The organism is Sphingobacterium psychroaquaticum, from assembly GCF_900177625.1.
GTDB classification, from domain to species: domain Bacteria; phylum Bacteroidota; class Bacteroidia; order Sphingobacteriales; family Sphingobacteriaceae; genus Sphingobacterium; species Sphingobacterium psychroaquaticum.
Genome location: NZ_FXAU01000008.1, coordinates 242628 through 266943, shown reverse-complemented (window position 1 = coordinate 266943; position 24316 = coordinate 242628). Strand labels below are relative to the sequence as shown.

20 protein-coding genes are annotated in these 24316 nt (G+C 41.3%); 9 read left to right on the top strand and 11 right to left on the bottom strand.

Features of this window, described 5'->3' with window-relative positions:
• Positions 1-45: 45 nt before the first annotated feature.
• Both carB and B9Y69_RS18250 read right to left on the bottom strand, forming a co-directional pair.
• The gene (gene carB, locus B9Y69_RS18255; protein WP_085474432.1) at positions 46-2865 is read right to left on the bottom strand and encodes a carbamoyl-phosphate synthase large subunit; all 2820 of its coding nucleotides are present in this window, start codon (positions 2863-2865) and stop codon (positions 46-48) included.
• Positions 2866-3036: 171 nt separating this feature from the next.
• Positions 3037-5289 carry a glycoside hydrolase family 20 protein gene (locus tag B9Y69_RS18250; protein ID WP_085474431.1) on the bottom strand — a complete coding sequence of 751 codons (2253 nt, stop codon included), beginning with the start codon at positions 5287-5289 and terminating at the stop codon, positions 3037-3039.
• A gap of 144 nt (positions 5290-5433) precedes the next feature.
• Here B9Y69_RS18250 and B9Y69_RS18245 point away from each other — a divergent pair, with 144 nt between their 5' ends.
• Together B9Y69_RS18245 and lipA are read left to right on the top strand one after the other, a co-directional pair.
• Positions 5434-6063 (top strand): porin family protein, encoded by a 630-nt coding sequence (locus B9Y69_RS18245; RefSeq protein WP_085474430.1) that lies wholly within the window; start codon positions 5434-5436, stop codon positions 6061-6063.
• A gap of 116 nt (positions 6064-6179) precedes the next feature.
• Complete coding sequence (gene lipA, locus B9Y69_RS18240) at positions 6180-7061, top strand: lipoyl synthase (protein WP_085474429.1); 882 nt, start codon at positions 6180-6182, stop codon at positions 7059-7061.
• A gap of 25 nt (positions 7062-7086) precedes the next feature.
• Here the strand turns inward: lipA and B9Y69_RS18235 are convergent, their stop codons facing one another.
• Both B9Y69_RS18235 and B9Y69_RS18230 read right to left on the bottom strand, forming a co-directional pair.
• Positions 7087-8679, bottom strand: a complete 1593-nt coding sequence (locus tag B9Y69_RS18235) for an amidohydrolase (RefSeq protein WP_234991305.1) — start codon at positions 8677-8679, stop codon at positions 7087-7089.
• A 193-nt stretch (positions 8680-8872) separates the two neighbouring features.
• A complete protein-coding gene (locus B9Y69_RS18230; RefSeq protein ID WP_085474427.1) occupies positions 8873-9283 on the bottom strand; it encodes a BrxA/BrxB family bacilliredoxin in 411 nt (136 codons plus the stop codon).
• Between the two features lie 218 nt (positions 9284-9501).
• Between B9Y69_RS18230 and ahcY the strand changes: the two genes are divergently transcribed.
• Positions 9502-10818: an adenosylhomocysteinase gene (gene ahcY / locus B9Y69_RS18225; protein ID WP_085474426.1), complete on the top strand. Its 1317-nt coding sequence runs from the start codon at positions 9502-9504 to the stop codon at positions 10816-10818.
• A gap of 58 nt (positions 10819-10876) precedes the next feature.
• On the opposite strand, the gene asnS is transcribed toward ahcY, so the two are convergent.
• Both asnS and sucC read right to left on the bottom strand, forming a co-directional pair.
• Positions 10877-12322: an asparagine--tRNA ligase gene (gene asnS / locus B9Y69_RS18220; protein ID WP_085474425.1), complete on the bottom strand. Its 1446-nt coding sequence runs from the start codon at positions 12320-12322 to the stop codon at positions 10877-10879.
• 153 nt (positions 12323-12475) lie between these two features.
• Positions 12476-13669, bottom strand: a complete 1194-nt coding sequence (gene sucC / locus B9Y69_RS18215) for an ADP-forming succinate--CoA ligase subunit beta (protein ID WP_085474424.1) — start codon at positions 13667-13669, stop codon at positions 12476-12478.
• Positions 13670-13822: 153 nt separating this feature from the next.
• Here sucC and B9Y69_RS18210 point away from each other — a divergent pair, with 153 nt between their 5' ends.
• From B9Y69_RS18210 to B9Y69_RS18190, 5 genes are read left to right on the top strand one after another with little or no spacing between them, the layout of a single operon-like run.
• On the top strand, positions 13823-14476 hold the full coding sequence (locus tag B9Y69_RS18210) for an ABC transporter ATP-binding protein (protein ID WP_085474423.1): 654 nt from the start codon (positions 13823-13825) through the stop codon (positions 14474-14476).
• A 1-nt stretch (position 14477) separates the two neighbouring features.
• The gene (locus B9Y69_RS18205) at positions 14478-14945 is read left to right on the top strand and encodes a hypothetical protein (protein ID WP_085474422.1); all 468 of its coding nucleotides are present in this window, start codon (positions 14478-14480) and stop codon (positions 14943-14945) included.
• A gap of 9 nt (positions 14946-14954) precedes the next feature.
• Positions 14955-15500, top strand: coding sequence for a hypothetical protein (locus tag B9Y69_RS18200; RefSeq protein WP_085474421.1), 546 nt, complete (start codon positions 14955-14957; stop codon positions 15498-15500).
• 8 nt (positions 15501-15508) lie between these two features.
• Positions 15509-17026, top strand: a complete 1518-nt coding sequence (locus B9Y69_RS18195; protein WP_085474420.1) for a S41 family peptidase — start codon at positions 15509-15511, stop codon at positions 17024-17026.
• Between the two features lie 35 nt (positions 17027-17061).
• On the top strand, positions 17062-18066 hold the full coding sequence (locus B9Y69_RS18190) for a LacI family DNA-binding transcriptional regulator (RefSeq protein ID WP_085474419.1): 1005 nt from the start codon (positions 17062-17064) through the stop codon (positions 18064-18066).
• 62 nt (positions 18067-18128) lie between these two features.
• Here B9Y69_RS18190 and lpdA (B9Y69_RS18185) read toward each other — a convergent pair whose 3' ends face one another.
• Positions 18129-19517 carry a dihydrolipoyl dehydrogenase gene (lpdA, locus tag B9Y69_RS18185; RefSeq protein WP_085474418.1) on the bottom strand — a complete coding sequence of 463 codons (1389 nt, stop codon included), beginning with the start codon at positions 19515-19517 and terminating at the stop codon, positions 18129-18131.
• A 320-nt stretch (positions 19518-19837) separates the two neighbouring features.
• Between lpdA (B9Y69_RS18185) and B9Y69_RS18180 the strand changes: the two genes are divergently transcribed.
• A complete protein-coding gene (locus tag B9Y69_RS18180) occupies positions 19838-20128 on the top strand; it encodes a DUF3817 domain-containing protein (protein WP_234991304.1) in 291 nt (96 codons plus the stop codon).
• A gap of 5 nt (positions 20129-20133) precedes the next feature.
• Here B9Y69_RS18180 and B9Y69_RS18175 read toward each other — a convergent pair whose 3' ends face one another.
• From B9Y69_RS18175 to B9Y69_RS18160, 4 genes are all read right to left on the bottom strand, one after another.
• On the bottom strand, positions 20134-20532 hold the full coding sequence (locus B9Y69_RS18175; protein WP_085474416.1) for an acyl-CoA thioesterase: 399 nt from the start codon (positions 20530-20532) through the stop codon (positions 20134-20136).
• Between the two features lie 53 nt (positions 20533-20585).
• The gene (gene lpdA / locus B9Y69_RS18170) at positions 20586-21992 is read right to left on the bottom strand and encodes a dihydrolipoyl dehydrogenase (protein WP_085474415.1); all 1407 of its coding nucleotides are present in this window, start codon (positions 21990-21992) and stop codon (positions 20586-20588) included.
• Positions 21993-22114: 122 nt separating this feature from the next.
• The gene (locus B9Y69_RS18165) at positions 22115-22648 is read right to left on the bottom strand and encodes a plastocyanin/azurin family copper-binding protein (RefSeq protein WP_085474414.1); all 534 of its coding nucleotides are present in this window, start codon (positions 22646-22648) and stop codon (positions 22115-22117) included.
• Between the two features lie 44 nt (positions 22649-22692).
• A complete protein-coding gene (locus B9Y69_RS18160) occupies positions 22693-24312 on the bottom strand; it encodes a response regulator (RefSeq protein ID WP_085474413.1) in 1620 nt (539 codons plus the stop codon).
• Between the last annotated feature and the right edge of the window lie 4 nt (positions 24313-24316).

Genomic DNA, 24316 nt, shown 5'->3' with positions numbered 1-24316 from the left:
AAACCTATCCAATTTGGATAGGTTTTTTTATCGTTCTACGACAGCTTATTGTGCGTTTAAGAACATTGATTTTTTAGCTACAAGCTCTCTGAAATAAGGGTCGTGTAGATCCTTGATAAAGCGAATCGCTTCACCTGTTGATTTCATTTCAGGGCCTAACTGCTTGTCAACCTCAGGGAATTTAGAGAAAGAGAATACTGGCTCTTTAATTGCCCATCCGGTCAGCTTGCGCTCAATATTGAAGTCTTTAAGCTTGTTCTCACCAAGCATAATTTTTGTTGCGATCTTGATGTAAGGAACATCGTAAGCTTTTGCGATGAAAGGAACCGTACGTGATGCACGTGGATTGGCTTCGATTACGAATACATTCTCGTCTTTAACCGCAAACTGTATGTTCAATAAACCTTTTACATTTAAAGCTTTTGCTAGTTTAACGGAATACTCTTCCATTTTCTTTTGAACATTTTCGGATAAGCTAAACGGAGGAAGTACTGCCGAAGAGTCTCCAGAGTGAATACCTGCAGGCTCAATGTGTTCCATCATTCCGATGATATGTACATCATCACCGTCGCAGATGGAATCTGATTCAGATTCTTCCGCACGATCCAAGAAGTGGTCAATTAAGATTTGGTTACCTGGTAGTGTCTTTAGTAAGTTCACTACTGCTTTCTCTAGGTCTTCATCATTGATCACAATACTCATTCCTTGTCCACCTAATACATAAGACGGACGTACTAATACCGGATAACCGACTCTGTTTGCGACAACTAAAGCTTCTTCTGCAGAGGTCGCAACTCCGTATTGAGGGTAAGGAATATCTAAATCTTTTAATAGGTCTGAGAAACGGCCACGGTCTTCTGCTAAGTCCATGTTTTCAAAAGAAGTACCAATGATTTTAATACCTAATGCTTCTAATTGTTTTGCCATTTTCAAAGCTGTTTGGCCACCCAACTGAACGATTACACCTTCAGGTTTCTCGAGCTCAATGATTTCACGTACATGTTCCCAGAATACCGGCTCGAAGTATAATTTATCAGCCATGTTGAAGTCGGTAGAAACCGTCTCCGGGTTACAGTTAATCATGATCGCTTCGTAACCACATTCTTTAGCGGCTAACAGGCCATGAACACAGGAGTAATCAAACTCAATACCTTGTCCGATACGGTTAGGACCAGAGCCTAATACAACAATTTTCTTTTTGTCCGATACGATCGATTCGTTTTCATCTTCAAATGTCGAATAGTAATATGGCGTTTGTGCTGGAAATTCCGCTGCACAAGTATCTACCATTTTGTATACGCGGTTGATGCCAAGTTCTTTACGACGATCGTAAACCTCATCTTCACTCACATTACCTAATAACCAAGAGATCTGTGCATCAGAGTACCCTTTTTGTTTCAAGGTCATAAAGAAGTCACGTGGAATATTATTTAACTGATATCTACGTAATTCTGTTTCTAAGTGTACTAATTCTTGGATTTGAACTAAGAACCATTTGTCGATAAGTGTCGCTTTGCGAATAGATTCCAACGGAACACCTAATTCGAATGCATCTTTGATATGGAAGATACGGTCACCACTTGGGTGCTCCAAGCTTTCCATAATATCTTCTAAGTTGCGTAATTGACGGCCATCGGCCCCCAACCCCCAACGGTTTGTTTCCAAGGATTGACATGCTTTCTGTAACGCTTCAATGAACGTACGGCCGATTGCCATAACTTCACCTACAGCTTTCATTTGAAGGCCTAATTCTTTATTTGCGCCTTTGAACTTATCAAAGTTAAAACGAGGAATCTTAACAATTACATAGTCCAACGTAGGCTCAAAGTAAGCCGATGTTGTTTTAGTAATTTGGTTTTGAAGTTCATCCAAGTTGTAACCAATCGCTAATTTAGCGGCAATTTTTGCGATAGGGTAACCTGTCGCTTTAGAAGCTAGTGCGGAAGAACGAGATACACGCGGGTTGATTTCGATCGCGATAATTTCTTCGTTTTCTGGATTAACCGAGAACTGTACGTTACAACCGCCTGCAAAAGTACCGATAGAGCGCATCATGCGGATCGCTTGATTACGCATATCTTGGTAACACTTGTCAGATAAAGTCATACCTGGTGCTACAGTGATCGAGTCTCCCGTATGGATACCCATCGGGTCAAAGTTTTCGATCGTACAGATGATGATTACATTATCATTTGTGTCACGAAGTAACTCCAACTCAAACTCTTTCCAGCCCAATACCGCTTGTTCAACAAGCACCTCGTGGGTTGGTGAAGCGTGTAAACCTCTATTTAAAGCAGCGTCGAAATCCTCTTTGCGGTGCACAAACCCACCCCCAGTACCAGCTAGTGTATAAGAAGGACGAATAACCAGTGGGTAACCAATCTCTTGTGCGGCTTCTTTTCCTTCAAGGAAAGAGTTCGCGATTTTAGAAGTAGCTACACCTACACCGATGTCAACCATCAGCTGGCGGAATGCTTCACGATTTTCTGTTTTCTCAATCGCAGCAACGTCCACACCGATTACTTTTACATTGTACTTTTCCCAAAGGCCAAGTTCAGAAGCTTCGATACAAAGATTCAATGCTGTCTGTCCACCCATCGTAGGGAGAACAGCATCAATCTGTTGTTCTTGTAAAATCTGCTCGATACTTTCACATGTTAGGGGTAACAAGTAAACATGGTCTGCAATAACCTTATCGGTCATAATCGTTGCAGGGTTCGAATTGATGATGGATACCTTAATACCTTCTTCTTTTAAAGAAAGGGCAGCTTGAGATCCTGAATAATCAAATTCACAGGCTTGACCGATAACAATAGGTCCCGAACCAATGATTAAAACTGAATTAATGGAGGTGTTTCTAGGCATTATTTTTCTTTTTCAAAAAATTAACTTTCACTGTGTTGTGTTGGCAAAGCAAGGAAAAATGCCTTTTATTACGAGGAGGTATTCCGACTGCTTTGTCGGAGTGCAAAGTTACATTTTTTTTATTAAATGAGATGTATTTTTTTTACTTTGTTGAAAGTCGATATGACTTTCTTAATATATTATCAGCTCGTCCGTAAATAAATAACCTTTCATAGGATTCGTAGCGACCACTTTTACATAGCGTGCCATTTGTGGTTTATCCAATGTATAGGTAAAGGTTTTAAACCTTAGCTTTGGATCCTGTGTGTCCTCATAATTGGTGATGACACCTACTTCCCGGTAATTCTTGCCATTATCGGAGAGGTATACTTTGTAAACACCAGGGAAATAAACTCCCGGACCAGGCATTTGCATAAAGCGCATAGTTACCGACTTGATTTCTTCTCTGCGTTCAAAATCGACATATAGATCTATATCTTTAGTAAAGCCCTGCCATTGTTTGTCTTGATAGGTTAATCCGCCATTGATACCATTGGTCAAGGTTAGTTCTTTTTGTGCCGGATAACCTTCCCACGGGGTGTTGTAGTAGACTTTCATGCCAATCGCTTTATGGATATCCAGTCGGATATTTTCGACTGCACTGACACGGAATGAATCAATAAATGAAGCTGCTTTTATCGTGTGCGATCCTGCGAGTTCAATTGGATTTGTATAGCGTGTCGATTTACTGGTTGGAATGGCATCATTCGTCGTGTAAAAAATGACAGGGTTTGTCTGTTCTGAAGTTAAAGAGACGGTATTGCTTTTACGATCTGGGTGAAAAGTTACTTCAGATCGAACATCGTAGGAGGGCCTGTAGTAGTTGACATCCAGTTCTTGTAAAATGCGATAATGTTTTTGTAATCGCGCTTTGAAATCCACCCAACTTCTGTTCTCTTGGTTTGTCCAATTGATTTCAGCTAAGGCTAACGCGCGCGGGAATGCCATATATTCTACCTGCTGGTATGTTGGCATATATTCAGCCCATAAGTTCGCCTGCGCCCCAAGAATATGTTTCTCTTTGTCCTTTTCGATTCCTTTTGGAATAGGGTTGTAAGCGTATACCTTGTCAATAGGCAGGTAACCACCAATTGTTTCAGGTTGTGAGCGTGGGTCTGTTTGGTAACTATCAAAATAAAGGTATTCACCTGGCGTCATAATCACATCATGCCCTGCATTGGCCGCTTTGATGCCCCCTTCTTCGCCACGCCAGCTCATAACCGTAGCTCCTTTGGTCAGGCCACCTTCCAAAATCTCGTCCCATCCAATAAGTTTGCGTCCCTTCGCTTGTAAGTATTCATCCATTTGTTTTATGGCGTAACTTTGCAGTTCATGCTCATCCTTAAGGTTTTCTTTTTTCTTTAGACTTTGGCATTTATCACATGATGCCCAGTGCTTTTTTTCAGCTTCATCGCCTCCGATATGGATGTACGGTGAAGGGAAAATGGTTAATACCTCATCGAGGACATTCTTGAGAAAGACAAACGTCTCCGGGTTTCCGATACAAAATTCACCTTGCGTATACGGTTTGCCTGTACAAGCCAGGTGTGGGTATACGGCCAGCACTTCTTCGCTGTGCCCGGGCATTTCTATCTCTGGAATGACGGTGATCCCTTTACTGGCGGCGTACGCGACCAGCTCTTTGGCTTGCTCTTGTGTATAATAGCCGCCATAGGCATTCGGAGCACCCTGCTCTATGTATTGACGGCCATTATTCCACCAATCTTTCCAGGAAGCATGGGTACGCCAGGCTGCTTTTTGGGTAAGTTCGGGATACTGTTTAATTTCCAAGCGCCATCCTGCACCATCAGTCAAATGCCAATGAAACACGTTGAATTTGTACAGCGCCATAACATCGATATACTTCTTTATAAAAGAAAGCGGCATAAAATGGCGAGAAACGTCAAGGTGTAAGCCGCGGTATGAAAAGCGTGGACTATCGTCTATCGTGACCTGCGGTATATATTGAGGTTGTTCCTGCAGTAACCCGATTTGTATTAATGTGTAAAGACCAGAAAGCATAGCTTCCTTGTTGTGTGCTTTGAGTAGGATTCCGCTGTTATCTATAGTGAGCCGGTAAGCTTTAGGGCCAATTTTATCGATATCCTCTGCTTGAAAAAGTCGGATACCTTGATTATGCTTTTTACCTACTTTTTTAAGAATCTCCGTGGTAGATATCTTTAATTGAGGATATTCCGAGAGCAGCACCCCTAAATCGGTGAAGCTTTCCGTTATATAAAGAGGTGTTCCTGTTGTCACAAAGGTATAGGTCCCTTCGCCGTACGTGATTTTATTAGGTACTGGAATAAGGTCTAGCGACTGTTGTTGTGCAAAACCAAAGAATTGAAAACCTAAAAAGGACAATAAAACTAATAAATACCGCATAGCTAAAAAGAGGCTGATAGTGCAAATATCTTAATTTATTTAACATCTCGTTTCGAGAATTGTTTGTAGGATTGGAATTGACTGATGTTGTGACAATAATCTGATCTTTTTGTTATATCTTCGCTCATTATTAATTTACCGATTATGAGAAATTTATTTTTGACGTCTTCGTTTCTTTTTTTATTATTTGGAGGCGCTGTTAGTGCACAGACTACCTTTGGTGTTCGTGCGGGTTTAAACTTACCAAAATTACAGATTACCGCAGACGGTTCTGCTGCAAGCTACACTTCTGATGCTGCGGCTAACTTTTACCTGGGCGGGTATGCTAATCTCCCTGTTGGTGGGAATTTTGCTGTTCAACCGGGTGTTACCCTGCAACGAAAAGGAGGGAAATTTAAAACAGATGGCGTGGTGGAATTCCCGGGTGGTAAGGGAACAATTACTTTTACATCGATTGAAGTTCCAGTGAACCTGGTGTACACGATTCCTGTAGCGAATTCGGGCGCTTTCTTGATCAATGCGGGACCGTACGTTGGTGTGAATGTATCGGCTAAAGCAAAGGCTGGAAATGTGAGTGAGAAATTGGAATTAGGATCTAACGAAGAGCAGGCGTCACGCCTTGACTACGGTCTGAACTTTGGTGGTGGTTATCAGCTGGTGAATGGCTTAACGATAAATGTAGGTTACGGACTTGGATTACAGAATCTCCTAAATGTAGATGCGGTACAGATGAAAAACAGAGTGTGGAGCGTTGGCTTAGGTTTTTCATTTTAAATAGAATACTATAGAATTGTTAAAGGGAGTCCTTAGGACTCCTTTTGTGTTATTTATGATATTTCGTTAACAAATTATTTGTCGGGCGCTAAACAAATAATCATTAACTTTGCGTTATGATTGAACTTCCAGTAATTTCTGCTACTGAAAAACAACGTAAGCCAGATTGGTTACGTGTAAAGCTGCCTGTGGGTAAAGAATATCGTCATGTGCGTAGTCTTGTCGATGAGCATAAGCTGCATACGATATGTGAGAGTGGTAACTGTCCAAATATGGGGGAGTGTTGGGGTGCTGGAACAGCTACGTTTATGATATTAGGTAATATCTGTACGCGTTCATGTTCATTCTGTGCGGTGGCGACTGGGCGACCTTTGGCTGTTGATCTGGATGAGCCTAATCGGGTAGCAAATTCGGTTAAGCTTATGCAAGTAAAGCATTGCGTTATTACCTCGGTAGATCGTGATGATTTGAAAGATGGAGGATCTACTATCTGGGCCGAAACAATCAATGCCATCCGTCGCGAAAGCCCTGAGACAACATTAGAAACATTGATACCTGACTTCAAAGGACAGTGGGACAATCTTGACCGTGTCTTAGCTGTTCGCCCTGAGGTGGTATCTCATAACTTGGAAACCGTTCGCCGTTTGACACGGGAGGTGCGTATCCAGGCAAAATATGACCGCTCGTTGGAATGCTTAAGACGTATTTCGGAAGCAGGGGTGCGTACTAAATCAGGGATAATGCTGGGCTTTGGTGAAACGGAAGAGGATGTGGTTGAAGCTATGCAAGATCTTTACGATGTAGGTGTACATATTCTTACGATAGGGCAGTATTTACAGCCGACGAAAGCACATCATCCCGTTGTGGAATGGATTACGCCGGAACAGTTTGAGCGTTATAAACAGATTGGTCTAGAGATGGGATTCAAATATGTAGAATCGGGTCCTTTGGTACGTTCGTCGTACCATGCGGAAAAACATCTTTTCGATATGCAATAAAAAAAAGACGCCTAGGCGTCTTTTTTTATTTTAAAAATACGGTTTCCCCAGCGACTACCGTACGCATGGTTTTTATTTGTCGGAGCTCCTCAAATGGTGCCGTCATAATATCTGCCTGCAAGATTACAAAGTCAGCATCCTTACCGCGTTCAATGCTACCACGCTTTTTCTCTTGGAAGGAAGCGTATGCCGCCCATATTGTCATTCCTCGAAGTGCATCTTGCCTACTGATGGCGTCCTCCATTTGAAACCCTCCTTGAGGAAAACCAGCCTTATCGACACGAGCTACAGCCGCGTGAAATCCATAAAGAGGATTGAAATGTTCTACAGGAAAGTCGCTGCCTAGCGCTAACATTCCGTACTGTTCAAGCAGTCTTTTATAGGCATATGCTCCTTTCATGCGCTCGGCACCTAGACGCTCTTCGGCCCAGTACATATCGGATGTTGCGTGTGTGGGTTGGACCGATGGAATAATGTGAAATTGCGCAAACTTCGGAAAATCTGTCGGTGCAATAATTTGAGCATGTTCAATGCGCCATCTCCTTTGCTTACCATCTTTTAGATATTTTCCGTAGGTATCTAAAATTAGTCGATTGGCGGAATCGCCGATTGCGTGTGTGTTTACTTGAAACTCGGTATTTGCTAATTTTTTGATGACTTGGTCAAACTCCGCAGGGCTATGTAGTAAAAAGCCACGTGTCGGAGCATCGTGATAGTGATCCAAAAGGCAAGCACCGCGAGAACCCAGCGCGCCATCCGCCATAAGTTTTACGGCACGGATTGTTAGTCTGTCAGATTCAAAAATACCGTCCTTGATATACTTCTCGATGCTATGCGGGTTACCTGCAATCATCGCGTAATCTCTTATTTTGAGTTCATTTTTTTGATAGAATTTCTTTAGATCTTCCAGCTGTTCTGTGGAGAGCCCTGCATCTACAATAGAAGTTAAGCCTACTGAAAACAAAGAATCCTGTGCTTTCTGGAGCCGGGCAAGTAGTTCTTCTTCTTTCGGTTCCGGAATGTACTTGGAAACAAGTTGCATAGCGTTGTCAATAAACAAGCCATTAGGCTTCCCATCTGGACCAACACCGATTACCCCTCCCTCTACATGCACAGCACTATCTATTTTTGCAATTTTTAGTGCGGCTGAATTAGCAACAGCGGCATGATAGTCTACACGGGAAAGAAAAATAGGTGTCTCTGAAAAATATTTATCCAGGCTATCTTTGGATGGGAATGCTTTGTCTGGCCATAGATTTTGATCCCAGCCTCCACCGACGATCCATTTTTTATTCGGGTTTATCTTTTGGTAAGCTTTTAGCCTGTTTACCACCTCATCAAAAGATTTGCTACCACTAAGATCCACCTGCTCCATGAGCTCGGCCAACATGAGGAAGTGAGCATGTGCATCATAGAAACCTGGGTAGATAGGCATGCCTTGGGCATCAATAACTTCACGGGCGGTGTATTTTTTTTGCATTTCCGCATTAGTGCCGATGTCAATAAAAATACCATTCTTTACAGCAAATGCTTCCGCATTGGAAAAAGAGGAATCGACCGTATATACCTTAGCGTTGAAGACGATGAGGTCTACCTCCTTATTGGTTGTACAGCTCATAAGGAAAAAGATTATACTACATATAATAAATGCTCTAATTGGCGTCATGGTGGGGTGCGTTTGTTTATGCTAAACTTACTTAAAAATGCTGGGATTAACAAGGTGATCTGTAGTTCCTTTTTCTTTTCAATGTGATAAAAAAAGCTCTCCCTTTTGGGAGAGCTTTTGAATTCAAAAAATCAAAATACATTGATTAACAATACTCGTCAAATGCAGCGATAAGGTTATCCGCGATCATTTGTGCCGGACGGCCTTCGATCATATGTCTTTCAATCATATGTACCAACTTGCCATCTTTAAATAAAGCCATTGCTGGAGAGGATGGAGGGTAAGGTAACATATATTGACGTGCTTTATCAACAGCATCTTTTTCCATACCTGCAAAAACAGTAACCAATTTATTTGGTTTTTTGCCATTTTCAACAGCAAATTTAGCTGCAGGGCGTGCGTTTGCTGCTGCACATCCGCAAACAGAGTTCACAACAACAAATACAGTACCTTCTGAAGGAATGGCGCTGTCTACTTCTTCCGATGATTTCAACTCTTGAAATCCCGCGTCAACAAGTTCCTGACGCATTGGGGCTACTAAATATTCTGGATACATATCTCTTCTAAATTAAAGTCTTAATAACGATTGAATAAACCATACAAATGGGCTCCTCGCTCGGTGCTATCATTTGCTAGGTACAAATATAGTTTTATTCTATGCCGTCGTCAAGAGGGCACTCTCAACTGAATGTCAGATTTACAGTTAAAGAGCAACGAAAAACTTTGAATTGAGGTGTTTATCAGCTATTTTTGTAATCCATAAAAAAACATAATATGTCTTCAGTAGAAACAACGTATGTTCCTTATAAAGTTAAAGATATCTCTTTAGCAGAATGGGGAAGAAAAGAAATAGAGCTTGCCGAGGCGGAAATGCCAGGACTAATGAGCTTACGTAAAGAATTTGGTGCAACAAAACCTCTTAAAGGGGCGCGTATCGCGGGATGTTTGCACATGACAATCCAAACAGCTGTTTTGATTGAAACATTGGTAGAACTGGGAGCTGATGTATCGTGGTCTTCCTGTAATATTTTTTCTACCCAAGATCATGCAGCGGCTGCAATAGCTGCAGCGGGTATTCCTGTGTATGCGTGGAAAGGGTTAACGGAAGAGGAATTCAACTGGTGTATCGAGCAGACGCTTTATTTTGGTGAAGATCGTCAACCGTTGAATATGATTTTAGATGACGGTGGTGATTTAACAAATATGGTTTTTGATCAGTACCCGGCGTTGATCGATGGTATCCGAGGTCTTTCTGAAGAAACGACGACAGGTGTTCATCGTTTACACGAGCGTATGAAGAACGGTACCTTACATTTGCCAGCAATCAACGTGAACGATTCGGTAACCAAATCAAAATTTGATAATAAATATGGTTGTCGCGAATCTTTAGTGGATGCTATCCGTCGTGCTACAGATTTAATGTTAGCAGGTAAAGTTGCGGTAGTAGCAGGTTACGGTGATGTAGGTAAAGGTTCTGCAGAGTCTTTACGCTCAGCAGGTGTACGTGTTATCGTGACAGAGATTGACCCAATCTGTGCGCTACAAGCGGCTATGGAAGGATTTGAGGTGAAGAAAATGGCTGACGCAGTAAAAGAGGCGAATATTATCGTTACAACAACTGGAAATAAAGATATCGTGCGTGGAGAACACTTCAAAAGCATGAAAGATAAAACGGTTGTTTGTAATATCGGTCACTTCGATAATGAAATTGATATGGCTTGGTTAAACGGTAACTATGGTTCGACTAAGGTAGAAATTAAACCGCAGGTTGATAAATATACGATCGATGGTAACGATATCATTTTGTTGGCAGAAGGTCGTTTGGTAAACTTGGGTTGTGCAACGGGACACCCTTCTTTTGTGATGTCGAATTCGTTTACGAATCAAACATTAGCACAATTGGAGCTATGGTTGAACACCGATCAGTACGAAAAGCAAGTATATACTTTGCCTAAACATTTGGATGAGAAGGTTGCTCGCTTACATTTGGCACATATTGGTGTGGAGCTTGAAGTCCTTACAGAAGAGCAAGCATCTTATATCGGTGTAACAGTAGAAGGTCCTTACAAGCCAGAAGCATATCGCTACTAGGTCAGGACGTAAAGCATAAAAAAAGCCAAGATTTATAAATCTTGGCTTTTTTTATGCTTTAAAACTCAGCGTTTTTCGGTGTTCTAGGGAATGGAATAACATCACGAATGTTCGTCATTCCAGTTGTAAACAACACCAATCGTTCAAAACCAACGCCGAAACCGGAGTGTGGAGCTGAACCAAAGCGGCGTGTGTCAAGGAACCAATCCATTTCTTCTTCCGGAATTCCCACTTCAGCCATTCTGGTTAAGAGCTTTTCTAGGTTTTCTTCACGTTGGGAACCGCCGACCATCTCACCGATGCCTGGGAACAAAATATCCATAGCACGCACGGTATGTCTACCTTCTGCATCAGGGGCATTTTGTTTCATGTAGAATGATTTTATTTCACGCGGATAGTCCGTTAAGATAACCGGTTTTTTGAAATGCTTCTCCACCAAGTAACGCTCGTGCTCCGACTGTAGATCAGCTCCCCATTCTTCGATCAGATATTTAAACTGTTTCTTTTGGTTGGGTTTACTGCGCTTAAGGATTTCAATAGCATCTGTATATGTTACACGCTCGAAACTGTTTTCAAGAACAAAGTTTAATTTTTGAACTAAATCAAACTCTGAACGTTCATTCTGCGGTTTCGACTTCTCTTCCTCTAAAAGTCTATTTTTTAAGAACTCAATTTCTTCTGGACAGGTGTCTAAAGCGTACTTGATGACGTATTTCAATAAATCCTCTGCCAGATCCATATTGTCTTCCAGTTCATAGAAAGCCATCTCCGGTTCGATCATCCAAAATTCAGCCAAGTGACGCGTCGTGTTGGAGTTTTCAGCGCGGAAAGTAGGGCCAAAGGTATAAATGTTACCTAGAGCCATTGCCGCCAATTCCCCTTCCAACTGTCCCGATACAGTCAGGTTCGTCGATTTACCAAAGAAGTCTTCTTTGAAATCAATTTTACCCTCTTCGGTACGTGGAATATTGTCCAGGTCAAGTGTTGTTACGCGGAACATTTCTCCTGCTCCTTCTGCGTCCGAACCAGTGATGATTGGGGTGTGCATATACACAAACTCACGCTCTCTAAAGAAGTTATGAACGGCAAAAGAAAGGGCGTTTCTCACTTTAAATATGGCATTGAATGTTCCAGTACGGAAACGCAAGTGTGCGATTTCACGTAGAAACTCCAAGCTGTGTTTTTTGGGTTGCAATGGAAATTTCTCTGGATCCGAATCGCCAAGGATCGTCAAGTCATTCACCTTGACTTCCACACGCTGTCCTTTACCTTGCGATTCAATCAGTGTACCTTTCACGCGAATGGCAGCTCCCGTTGTCACGCGCTTCAATAAAGCCTCCTCTGTGTTTTCGAAGTCTACAACAGCTTGTATATTATTTATGGAAGAACCGTCATTAATAGCTATAAATTGGTTGTTGCGAAATGTTCTAACCCAACCTTTAACGATGACTTCCTTGCCAAATTCGTCCGATCCTAGTAATTCTTTAATCCGTGTATGTTCCATATGTAATATAATAGAGTGGTCTGATGCCGTCTTACGCCGTATCGTACAACTCTGTTGATTTAAATTGAGTTCACAAAAATAGGTTATTATTTTTAACGAACAAAGCCTGTACATGATCGATGTACAGGCTTTATTTATGCTTGGTTTAACGTATTAACCTTTTAATACTTTAGTTACCAATTCTGCAGCTTCTTTTAACAAGATTGCAGAGTATACTTTTAATCCTGATTCATCGATCAATTTCTTCGCTTCTTCCGCATTTGTACCTTGTAAGCGAACGATGATTGGCACTGGAATATTACCAATTTCTTCGTAAGCATCGATTACACCTTGAGCAACACGGTCACAACGAACAATACCACCGAAGATATTAATTAAGATCGCTTTTACGTTCGGGTCTTTCAAGATAATATTGAAACCAGCTTTCACTGTTTCAGCATTTGCTGTACCACCAACGTCCAAGAAGTTTGCAGGCTCACCACCAGCCAACTTAATGATATCCATTGTTGCCATCGCTAAACCAGCACCGTTAACCATACAACCTACGTTACCGTCAAGTTTTACATAGTTCAGGTTTGATTCACCCGCTTCAACTTCTGTAGGATCTTCTTCCGCTGTATCGCGTAATGCTAAGTAATCTGGGTGACGGTACATAGCGTTCTCGTCAAAGTTTACTTTCGCATCAACTGCTAAAATTTTATCATCAGATGTTTTTAACACCGGGTTGATTTCGAATAAAGCTGCGTCAATTGTATCGTATGCTTTGTAAAGCGCAGCGATAAATTTCACCATGTCTTTATGAGCAGCACCTGATAAACCTAAGTTGAAAGCAATCTTACGTGCTTGGAATCCTTGTAAACCTACTTTAGGATCTATTTCTTCTTTAAAGATAAGGTGTGGTGTTTTTTCAGCTACTTCCTCGATATCCATTCCACCTTCTGTAGAGTACATAATGATATTGCGACCTTTAGCACGATCTAATAAAACCGATACATAAAACTCTTTGATATCACTTTCTCCAGGGTAGTATACATCCTGTGCTACCAATACCTTGTTTACTTTTTTTCCTTCAGGACCTGTTTGTGGCGTAACCAACTGCATACCGATAATATCTGTTGCACGTTGTAAAACCTCATCGTGGTTTTTTGCTAATTTAACACCACCACCTTTTCCACGGCCACCAGCGTGAATCTGCGCTTTAACTACAACCCAGTCCGAGTTATAATCTTCCTTTAGTTTTTGTGCAGCTGCTACAGCTTGATCTGGCGTTTCTGCAAGAACTCCCTCTTGAACTCTTACCCCAAAACTTTTAAGTATTTCTTTTGCTTGATATTCGTGAATGTTCATCTTAAAAAATTTGAGGTAAAAATATGGTTTTTAAATGGAAGGGTCAAGTAAATGTTGGGTAAAAAAGTAGATTCCAATAGATGTTTGTCTTATTGGAATAAGCGACCACAATTCTAGTCCCTTATTTTGTTGCATTTTCATTACCTTCGTAAGATGATATTGAGCGCGAATAACATACATAAATCCTACGGAAATCTAGCCATCTTGAAAGGTGTAGATCTGGAGGTCGAAAGAGGAGAAATTGTATCCATCGTAGGCGCCTCTGGGGCAGGGAAAAGTACGTTACTTCATATAATCGGAACGCTGGATCGCCCCGATCAAGGCCATCTTATTATCAATGATGTTGATGTTAATCACCTGAATGAACGTAAGCTAAGTCTTTTTCGAAATCAACATATTGGTTTTATCTTTCAGTTTCATCATCTCCTGCCTGAGTTTACAGCGTTGGAAAACGTATGTATCCCTGCTTTTATTAATGGTGTCCCCAAAAAGGAAGCCGAGAAGCGCGGGATGGAGTTGCTGGAAAGACTCGGTGTGCAGGCACGTGCGGATCATAAACCAACCGCCATGTCAGGAGGAGAGCAGCAGCGGGTTTCGGTAGCACGCGCCCTAATGAATAATCCTTCGTTGATCTTGGCCGATGAACCGTCAGGAAATTTAGACTCTGAAAATGCGGCTTCATTGCACCAGTTGTTTTTTGAGCTGCGCGACTCGTTGAATCAAACATTTATTATCGTAACACACAATGAAGAGCTTGCAAGGATTTCTGATCGGACAATCCATATGCGGGACGGAAAAATATTTTAATATGAAGCGAATCTTAATAACCCATGGCACGGTCCCTTTGGCACAGCGCCTCGGTAAATTGTTGGAGGGTCAGGTCGAAGTGATTTTTGCCAGTAGTGAACCTTTTCCGGAGGTGTTAAAGAAACTTAATTATCGGAAACTTCCTCCCTTGGCGAACCCAACGTTTGTCCATGAGCTCTTAAAGCTAGGCTTGGATGAGTCGATAGACTATGTCCTTCCTCTAGGGAAAGAGGAGCTTCCTATCGTGCAACAAGCGCGCGTCTTATTTGAAGAATACGGACAGCAGTTATTGATTCCAGTATCCTTAGCGGATACGTTTCTAGTTGAAAAGCCGGAGAAGGAGCTCGCGGTGCGTATATTACATGCAGGAGTCGATATCGGGACCGGAGAGACTGTCGCGGAGGAATCCTTTTCAGGCGCAGGGATTGTGTCTGATTCCGGTGAAGAGGTTGTGTTGTGTGTGGTTTAATATTGCGTTATGAAATCGATACCATTAGATAAAGTCCTCTACCTGTTTGAGGTGGACGATATTTTATTTCCCAAGCGTGATTACTTACTACAGGTTTACTATTTGTTTGCGAATTTTGTGGAATTTACCGAAGGGCAAGCGATAGCAAAAGAGGTGGTCGACTTTATGAAGGCTAGGTATGAAGAGGAGGGAGAGGCTGCGGTGCTGCCCAAGACAAGGGCACACTTCAATCTGGGAGAAAGCTATGTCGGGAACTTTGAGCGCTTGAAAGCTAATGCGCAACTACCCTTGCGATTATATATACCCGAAGACTCGAAGGAGATGTTTCGAACATTGCTCGAGGCGGGTAAGAATATTGCCTTATTGACTCGTGGCAATCCGGTAGAGCAACTGAATAAGCTAAAACATATTGACTGGCAGGAGCTTGATCAACTACGTGGCCAACTGAAAATATACTTTACAGATGAATTATTGTTCCGAGGTATTGAACCTATTGCTTATATTGCAGAGGAGTATGGAATTCGTGCCGAGGATGTATTAGAAGCACAAGTATAATCTAAGTTATGAAAAAAGGATGGACAACCGTGGTGTTCTTTGGACTGTTAATTGGTCTGGCGAGTTGTAAAAAAGAAACCAAACAAGATGCTGATCCGGACGTTGAAGAGCCTATCGAGGTCTTGGTCAAAGAGGATAGTATCAAAGACACAATTTTCTACTACACAAAACTTCTTTCGTTGTGGCAAGATTATATGCCACCACGTAACGTCAATGATATTTTGAAATCAGAGGTTATTCGGTCCTACACGAAGTCGTATAAGACCGGTGAGGAGGTCTTGGCATGGATGCTGGGCCTAACACCGATTGATCCTGATACAAAGAAACCGATTGACCGTTACAGTTTTTTGGATCGCGCGGGCGTTATCAGTGGTGAAATATATGGTGCGGTAGCAAAAAGCTTCGGTATGTATGTTTTTTATCTGGATGACGACCTTTATGTACGGATGGTGGACAAGAATTCGCCAGCTTATATAGCCGGGGTTCGTCGCGGTGATCGAATACTGAGTATTAATGGAAATACGAAAATTGATTATCCGACCCAACTAAAAGAAAATTTTAAGACGGTCAATGGATACCTAAACGAAAGCACGATGCTTATTAAATTTGGTAAACCTTCCGGTGTAATCGAAGAGAAGCAGATTGCGAATGTCCAATATAATATCGACCCTATTTTAGATAGCCGGGTAATCAACTTTGAAGGTAAGAAAGTCGGTTATTTAGCATTTAGCTCCTTTGTTAGTATTATGGAGAAAAATGTCTTTACGCGAATGCATACCGACTTTGAAAATGTATTTAATAGTTTTGATGCGGAAGGTATCAACGATTTGATCGTTGATTTACGCTATAACGGGGGAGGATCTGTATTAACGGCTGAGTATTTGGCAGATCATATTGCTCCTTTAGCTGCGGATAAACAGCAGATGCTCTATTATGAGATGAATACGGTTTTGTCAAGAGATTGGGAATGGACCGCTGAAGGGGAGGAATTTGGTCCTGTTAAGTTTGCGAAAAAGGGGAAACTTAATCTGCCGAAAGTGTATTTTTTGGTGACCCGGTCTACGGCGTCGGCAAGCGAGTTGTTGATTAATTCGCTGAAACCCTATATGCAAGTTCATATTATCGGTACGTATGTACGGAATGAGAAGAAGGAAGCTGTAGCACAAAATACATACGGCAAACCTGTTGGATTTTTTGGCATCGAGGTGTTGGATAAAAATATAGAACTATATGTGTCCTCTTTTAAGACGTTCAATAAAAATAAAGAAGGAAATTATTACAACGGATTGATACCGCAGCACCATGTTTGGGAATACAGCAAATTTCGTGACTTTGGAGATCCTGAAGAACCGATGATTGCTGCGGCATTGGCTCACGTAAAGAACGGTAATTTTGCCGCAGAACGTACAGCACAAGCCGCATTAGGCGTTTCCAATATCCGGAAGCCACATGCCAACGATCGTTTGCAAGAAACGGGAGGCTTACAAGGGATGTTTAAGTATCCAAAGGGTAAATTGATAAAATAAATGTACCTTTGAACAAGGAGGTGTAAATCTATATTATGAAGAAAAAGCCAGCTACAATAAAAGAAATTGCTAAAAAGCTCAAAATTTCCCCATCTACTGTATCGCGGGCGCTGAATGACCACCCAAGTATTGGGTTGGTGACCACAATGCGGGTGAAAAAGGTGGCAGAGGAATTGAATTATGAGCCAAATCAAACGGCAATTTTCTTTAAGCAACGGAAGACATTTACTATTGGTGTTATCCTGCCTAGTTTATCAGAACCTTTCTTTTCGTCTGCTATTAGCGAAATTGAGAATGTGGCAGGTGCGCAGAATTATACGGTGCTCATGGGGCAGTCGCATGATGATGCAGCACGTGAATTGCAGATTATCCAGACTTTCAAGAAGCATCGTGTAGATGGTATCTTAATGTCTTTGGGGAAGAATACGGAAGATCTTTCTTTTATCGATTTATTGGAAGAGTCTGAAATTCCGATTGTATTTTTTGATTGTGTACCTAATATCGACGGTGTAAACAAGGTGTATAGTGATCTATCTTCTGGTATGCGGGAGGCAATCCATGCGTTTGCTTCGATCGGACACCAAAATATAGCGTTGATTAACGGACCAGAGAATTTATTAGCATCAACGGAACGGGTAGAGGCCTATAAGAAAGCATTGGAAGCAAATGATCTGGCTTTTGACGATAAGTATGTCGTGAATACCGACTTAACGGAGGAAGGGAATGTCGATGCCATGGAGAAGCTATTGGTATTATCGGAACGTCCTTCTGCAGTGGTTTCGTTCAATGATTTCGTAACACTTGATGTTATTAAATACGCACGGCAGAAAGGACTTGTACAGAAAAAGGATATCTATTTCATTAGCTATGCGAACTATCCATTATGGAATTATATGGAGAATCCACCGATGGGAAGTATTGAACAGTATCCAGATAAACAAGCTAGAAAAGCGGCAGAAATATTATTTGCGAATATCGGGAATAAGGAAGAAGTAAAGCCGGAGACTGTGGTCTTTGAATCGAAATTGGTATTGAAATAATACGAATAGCATACATAAAAAAAGAGAGCAATTTGCTCTCTTTTTTTATGTATGCCTTTGTCTTACAAGTGGATCACTTCACCGTAAGCATCTGCTGCTGCTTCCATAATCGCCTCACTCATGGTTGGGTGTGGGTGTACCGATTTGATAAGCTCATGACCTGTTGTTTCTAGTTTTCTAGCAACAACAATTTCAGCGATCATTTCCGTAACGTTAGCACCAATCATGTGTGCACCTAGTAACTCACCGTATTTAGCATCGAAAACTAATTTTACAAAGCCATCTTTCGCACCTGCTGCGGAAGCTTTTCCGGATGCAGAGAACGGGAATTTACCAACTTTAACTTCATAGCCTGCTTCCTTCGCTGCTTTCTCTGTGTAACCTACAGAAGCAATCTCTGGTGAACAGTATGTACATCCTGGGATGTTATTATAATCAATTGGATCCACGTGAAGACCTTTGATTTTCTCCACACATGTGATCGCTTCAGCGGAAGCAACGTGTGCCAACGCTTGTCCTTTTACGATATCTCCAATTGCGTAAACGCCTTCAATATTAGTTTTGTAGAAATCGTCAACTAAAACACGTCCTTTGTCCGTCTTAACACCAACTTCTTCTAAGCCGATGTTCTCGATGTTTGGTGCAATACCAACAGCAGAAAGAACAATCTCAGCTTCTAACGTTTCGATACCTTTAGCTGTTTTAATAGATACTTTGCTTAAAGCCCCACTTGTATCTACGGACTGAACTTCTGATTTCGTTAAGATATTGATACCTGCTTTTTTCAATGATTTTTCTAACTGCTTAGAAACTTCTTCATCTTCTACAGGGACTATACGATCCATAAACTCAACGATTGTCACTTGTGTTCCAATCGCATTGTAGAAATATGCGAACTCAACACCAATAGCGCCCGATCCAACGACAACCATCGATTTAGGTTGTTGTGGTAAGTTCATCGCTTGACGGTAGCCAATAATTTTTTTACCGTCTTGAGGTAGGTTAGGTAGTTCACGCGAACGTGCTCCTGTTGCAAGAATTGTATGTTTAGCAGTATATTCTTTTACAGAGCCATCGGCAGCCTTCACTTCAATCTTACCACCTTTTTTGATTTTAGCCGTACCCATGATGACGTCGATTTTATTCTTCTTCATCAAGAACTGGATACCTTTACTCATGCCATCTGCAACACCACGACTTCTTTTAACGATGGCAGAGAAATCTGCTTCCCCTCCTTGAACCTTGATACCGTATTCTTCAGCATGGTTCAAATATTCAAATACCTGTGCACTTTTTAGAAGTGCTTTGGTAGGGATACAGCCCCAGTTTAAACAGATACCACCTAAGGCTTCACGCTCAATAACGGCTGTTTTGAAACCTAGCTGTGCAGCTCTGATTGCTGCAACATATCCGCCTGGACCACTACCAATTACTATGATGTCGTAATTCATATCTTTGTTATTTGTTTTTTTAAGGTTGTCCGCCAGCTTGCGGATCCATATTGTTTTACCCGATTCTTGTCTTATCTACGCTACTAGATAGCGTAGGCTCCTGTGCAAAGCGTTTTAATTGAAGTGTCTACTTCAACTATAAACATCCAAAAATACATATTTTTTTAAGTATATGGCAACCGATTTTTTGGATATTGACTTGTTTTGATAAGAATCTGACCAAAAAATAGAATCCACTGTCAATGCTTGGTAAATAGATGTTTTCGGTGCACGGAATAGTTTTTAAGAATGTATGTTTGTGGATACTAATTTTTCGAACAATGTTAAGAATTTTTCAACAAGTAGCGCTTTGGGAAGCGATCTCCACGGTTGTGTTGTTTTTAGTAGCAATGCCTTTAAAGTATTTTGCTGGTGTACCCGAAGCGGTGAAAGTCGCTGGGTCTATACACGGATTCCTAGTCGTCTTATTTGTAATCCTACTCATCATGTGTTGGAGCGAATACAAGTGGACCCGTAAGCGTGTTGCTACCTACTTTGTAGTATCACTGATTCCTATCGTGTCTTTTTGGGTAGAAAAAGACCTTAAAAAGCAAATAGTCGCTAAAAAATAAAGCGACTATTTGTTTGTTTTTTCAATGCCTATATAGGCGTATGTAATTTCTGTTTTGTTGTGCGGTGTCGGGTTTCCGTCTTCATCAAGGTTTACGAAAACTAACTTATCGATAGACAGAATTGTCTTTCTTGTAATTTTGTTCCGCACTTCGCAGCGCATAGTCAGGGAGGTTGTCCCAAAGGTTACCGCCTCGATTCCCATTTCAATAATATCTCCTTGTTTGGCGGAACTCACAAAGTTGATCTCCGAGATATATTTTGTCACAACAAAAGGATTGCCCAGTTGAACAATCGCATAAATAACCGCCTCTTCATCAATCCAACGTAGCAGTGTACCACCGAATAAGGTGCCATTGGGATTTAGATCTTCGGGCTTAATCCATTTTCTGGTATAGAAATTCATAGTTAAGTATAAGGTATATGAAAAAGGCAAGAATAAATCTTGCCTTTTCTATGTTATGCGTGTATTGATCTGTTTGCTGTTGCAGCGAGAGCTGCTTCTTTAAATGCTTCCGTAAAAGTTGGATGCGCATGACAAATACGACCGATGTCTTCAGCTGAAGCACGGAATTCCATAGCAACCACTGCTTCTGCAATCATATCCGCAGCACGTGGACCAATCATATGAACACCTAATATCTCATCCGTTGTCGCATCAGCAAGCACCTTGATGAAACCATCTGTATCGCCAGACGCTTTAGCACGGCCAGATGCTTTAAAGGAGAATGATCCTGATTTATATTTCACACCAGACTCTTTCAATTGCTCTTCGGTTTGTCCAACAGATGCCACTTCAGGCCATGTATAAACCACACCTGGAATAAGGTTGTAGTCGATATGTGGTTTCTGACCCACAATTCTTTCCGCAACATAAGTTCCTTCGTCTTCCGCTTTATGCGCAAGCATAGCACCTTTAACCACATCACCAATAGCGTATACGCCTTCAACGGAAGTTTCTAAGTGTTCATTAACCGTAATCTTATTGCCTCTTTCTTCGGTTTTGATACCGATGTTTTCTAGACCTAAACCTTCGGTGTAAGCCGTTCTACCAACCGCAACAATACAGTAGTCGCCTTCAATAGATACCAACTGACCTTTTGAATCTTCTGCCGTAACCGTCACTGTTTTGCCTTTTGCAGTAGCACCTGTTACTTTGTGGCCCATAAGAAACTCCATGCCTAAAGATTTCTTAAGGACACGTTGAAGTTCTTTACCTAATCCACCGTCCATCGTGCCGATAATTGATTTAGCAAATTCTACAACCGATACTTTAGCGCCCAAACGTGCGTATACCGATCCCAATTCCAAACCAATCACACCACCACCGATAACGATAAGGTGTTTCGGAACTTCTGTTAAGTTTAAAGCCTCCGTCGAAGTAATGATGCGTTTCTTGTCGATAGGTAAGAAAGGTAAAGCCGTCGGTTTAGAACCTGTTGCAATAATTACATTCTTCGCTTTCAATTCTTCGGTTGTACCATCTTTTTTGGTAACCTTGATGGTGTTTTTATCGATGAACGATCCTACACCTTCGTAAGAGTCGATTTTATTCTTTTTGAATAGGTATGTAATACCCGCAGTGTTCTGCGCAATTACATCGTCCTTGCGGGCGATCATTTTCTTTACATCAATCTTCAGGTTACTCAAAGCGATACCATGAGTTTCGAAGTTATGAGCGGCATTATGAAAATGCTCTGAAGTATCTAATAGTGCTTTTGACGGGATACAGCCAACATTTAGACAGGTACCACCAAAAGTGCTATATTTCTCAATAACAGCCGTTTTTAATCCTAGTTGAGCACAACGGATAGCGCCTACGTAGCCTCCAGGACCGCTTCCTATTACGATTACGTCGTATTGCATAAAAATATCTTTAATGTTTCGTCCTCAAAGTTAATTAATAAAACTTAGATAAGGCTGGTTTTTATACAACAAAAGCACGCTCAAATAGGGCGTGCTTTTGCGTATAGTTTTGTTAATTCTGATTATTCAGCAACGATTTTTCCTTGCATCATACCAAAATGGCCAGGGAAACTACAGATAAAGGTATAAACACCTTTCTCTAGTGTAAAAGAAATTTTATCTTCTTCGCCAGGACCCAAAAGTTTGGTGTGCGCAGCGATGGAAGACAACGAAGTCTTAGGGATATATTCGCTATCCGCCGCACTTGTTGCTTCACCACCAAATGTGGCAATATCAACACCTGGGTTAAGGATTACTAAGTTATGTCCCATGGATTCTTTTGGTAACGTTCCCACATTTTTCAATGTCAATTCAACAGGTTCTCCTGCTTTAACACGGAATAACTCTTTGTTGAATTTCATTTGATCATTTCCTTCAATAGAAAGCGTGTTCGATAACTCAACATTTTCAATTCCCGGAACAGTTTCTGTTGCCGTGCTTACTTCTTCTGTTTTGTTTTCTTCAGTTGCGGTAGAGGTTGATTTGTTTTCATTGCCGCCACAAGCTGCCAACGATAGTGCAAGCGCTACCGCAGGTAATACAAATAATCTTTTCATATATGCTTTAAATATGTGTGCTTGAAGCAAAGCTACTAATATTTTTATAATATGGAAGTCACTTTGTTATTGTAAATCAGCTCCGTTATTTTAGCATGTAAATCCGTCGGGTTAAATGGTTTACCAACCACCGCATCGGCACCTGCTTCGTAGGCGGCAGCTTGTTCATGTTCTAGTACCGATGCCGAAATGGTAATGATCGGTGTTGAACGTTTGCTGGTTTCCGGGTGGTTGCGAATTTCACGAATAGCTTCAAAACCAGACATGATCGGCATATGTGTGTCCATCATGATCAGGTCATAGTTATTCCGGGTTGTATATTCGACAGCTTGCTTTCCGTTTTTAACGGTATCTACTGCACAGCCCCAAGATTCTAGCATATGGACCAGCATAAAGCTATTCAGATCATTGTCTTCAGCGACCAACACCTTTTTGCCTGAAAAATTGTCGAGCTTGAGCATAATCTGTTTGTCGATTTGCTTGGCTGTTGTTAATTCTTCGCCATTATCAAAATCGGCTTCAAACGAAAATTCTGAGCCTTCTCCAAAGACACTTTTCGCGGTAACTTGTCCGCCTAAGAGATGAGCCAGTCGTTTTACAATGGCTAATCCCAAACCGGTACCGCCAAATTTCTTGGTAATTCCGTCGTCTCCTTGTTCGAAAGCAAGGAAGATCTTTTGCAGGGCTTCTTCTTTGATTCCGATGCCCGTATCCTTCACTGTAAATTTTATGCGATGTTTATTATCGCGCTGGTCCACCACATCTACACGGAGGGTTATTTTTCCAGTTTCCGTGAATTTGAGACTGTTCGATATAAAATTGAAAATGATTTGTTGTAACCGAAGGGGGTCACTTTTAATATGATCCGGTAGTTTCGGATCAACCTCTACTTCAAAACTCAGTTTTTTGTCCTCAGCCTTGATCTTAAAAAGATCATTGATGTCGAGTAACTTTTGTTTTATGGAGAAGCTTTCCTGCTCTATTTTCATCATCCCAGAATCGATTTTGGAGATATCCAAAATGTCATTCACGATCAATAAAAGGGAGTCCGAAACATTGTCCAGCCGGTTTAACCAATCACGTTGTTGTTCGTCAAGATTAGACTCTTTAAGGATATGAATAATTCCCATGATACCATTTATTGGTGTTCGTATTTCATGACTCATATTCGCGAGAAAAATCTCTTTGGATTTACGTGCTTCTTCGGCTTCTTCTTTTGCAATAATTAGTTGCTTCTTGGACTCTTCGAGTGCAATATTTTTTTGCTTGATTTCTTCCTGGATATGTATCTGCTTCACAAAAGAGGTGACCTTTGCTATGGTTATCTCCGGGTTTAAGGGTTTGTATAAATAATCTACAGCTCCACTTTCTAGTCCTTTAAGGAGATATTTATCCTCTTTGGAAATGGCGGTTACCATAATGGCCGTAATATGGCTGGTCTTTGGATTAGACTTGAGCAATGAAACAAATTCGAAACCGTTTATTTCCGGCATCTGTACATCGACCAATGCGATCGAAATATCGTTTTTCCAACAGATCTTAAGTGCCTCATTGGGGTCGGTTGAACTAATGATATTGATGTGATCTATCTGAGAAAGAAGAGCTGATAGACTGATGATGTTTTCCTCTTTGTCATCCAGCACAAGGAGATTGACATTTTTCATATCG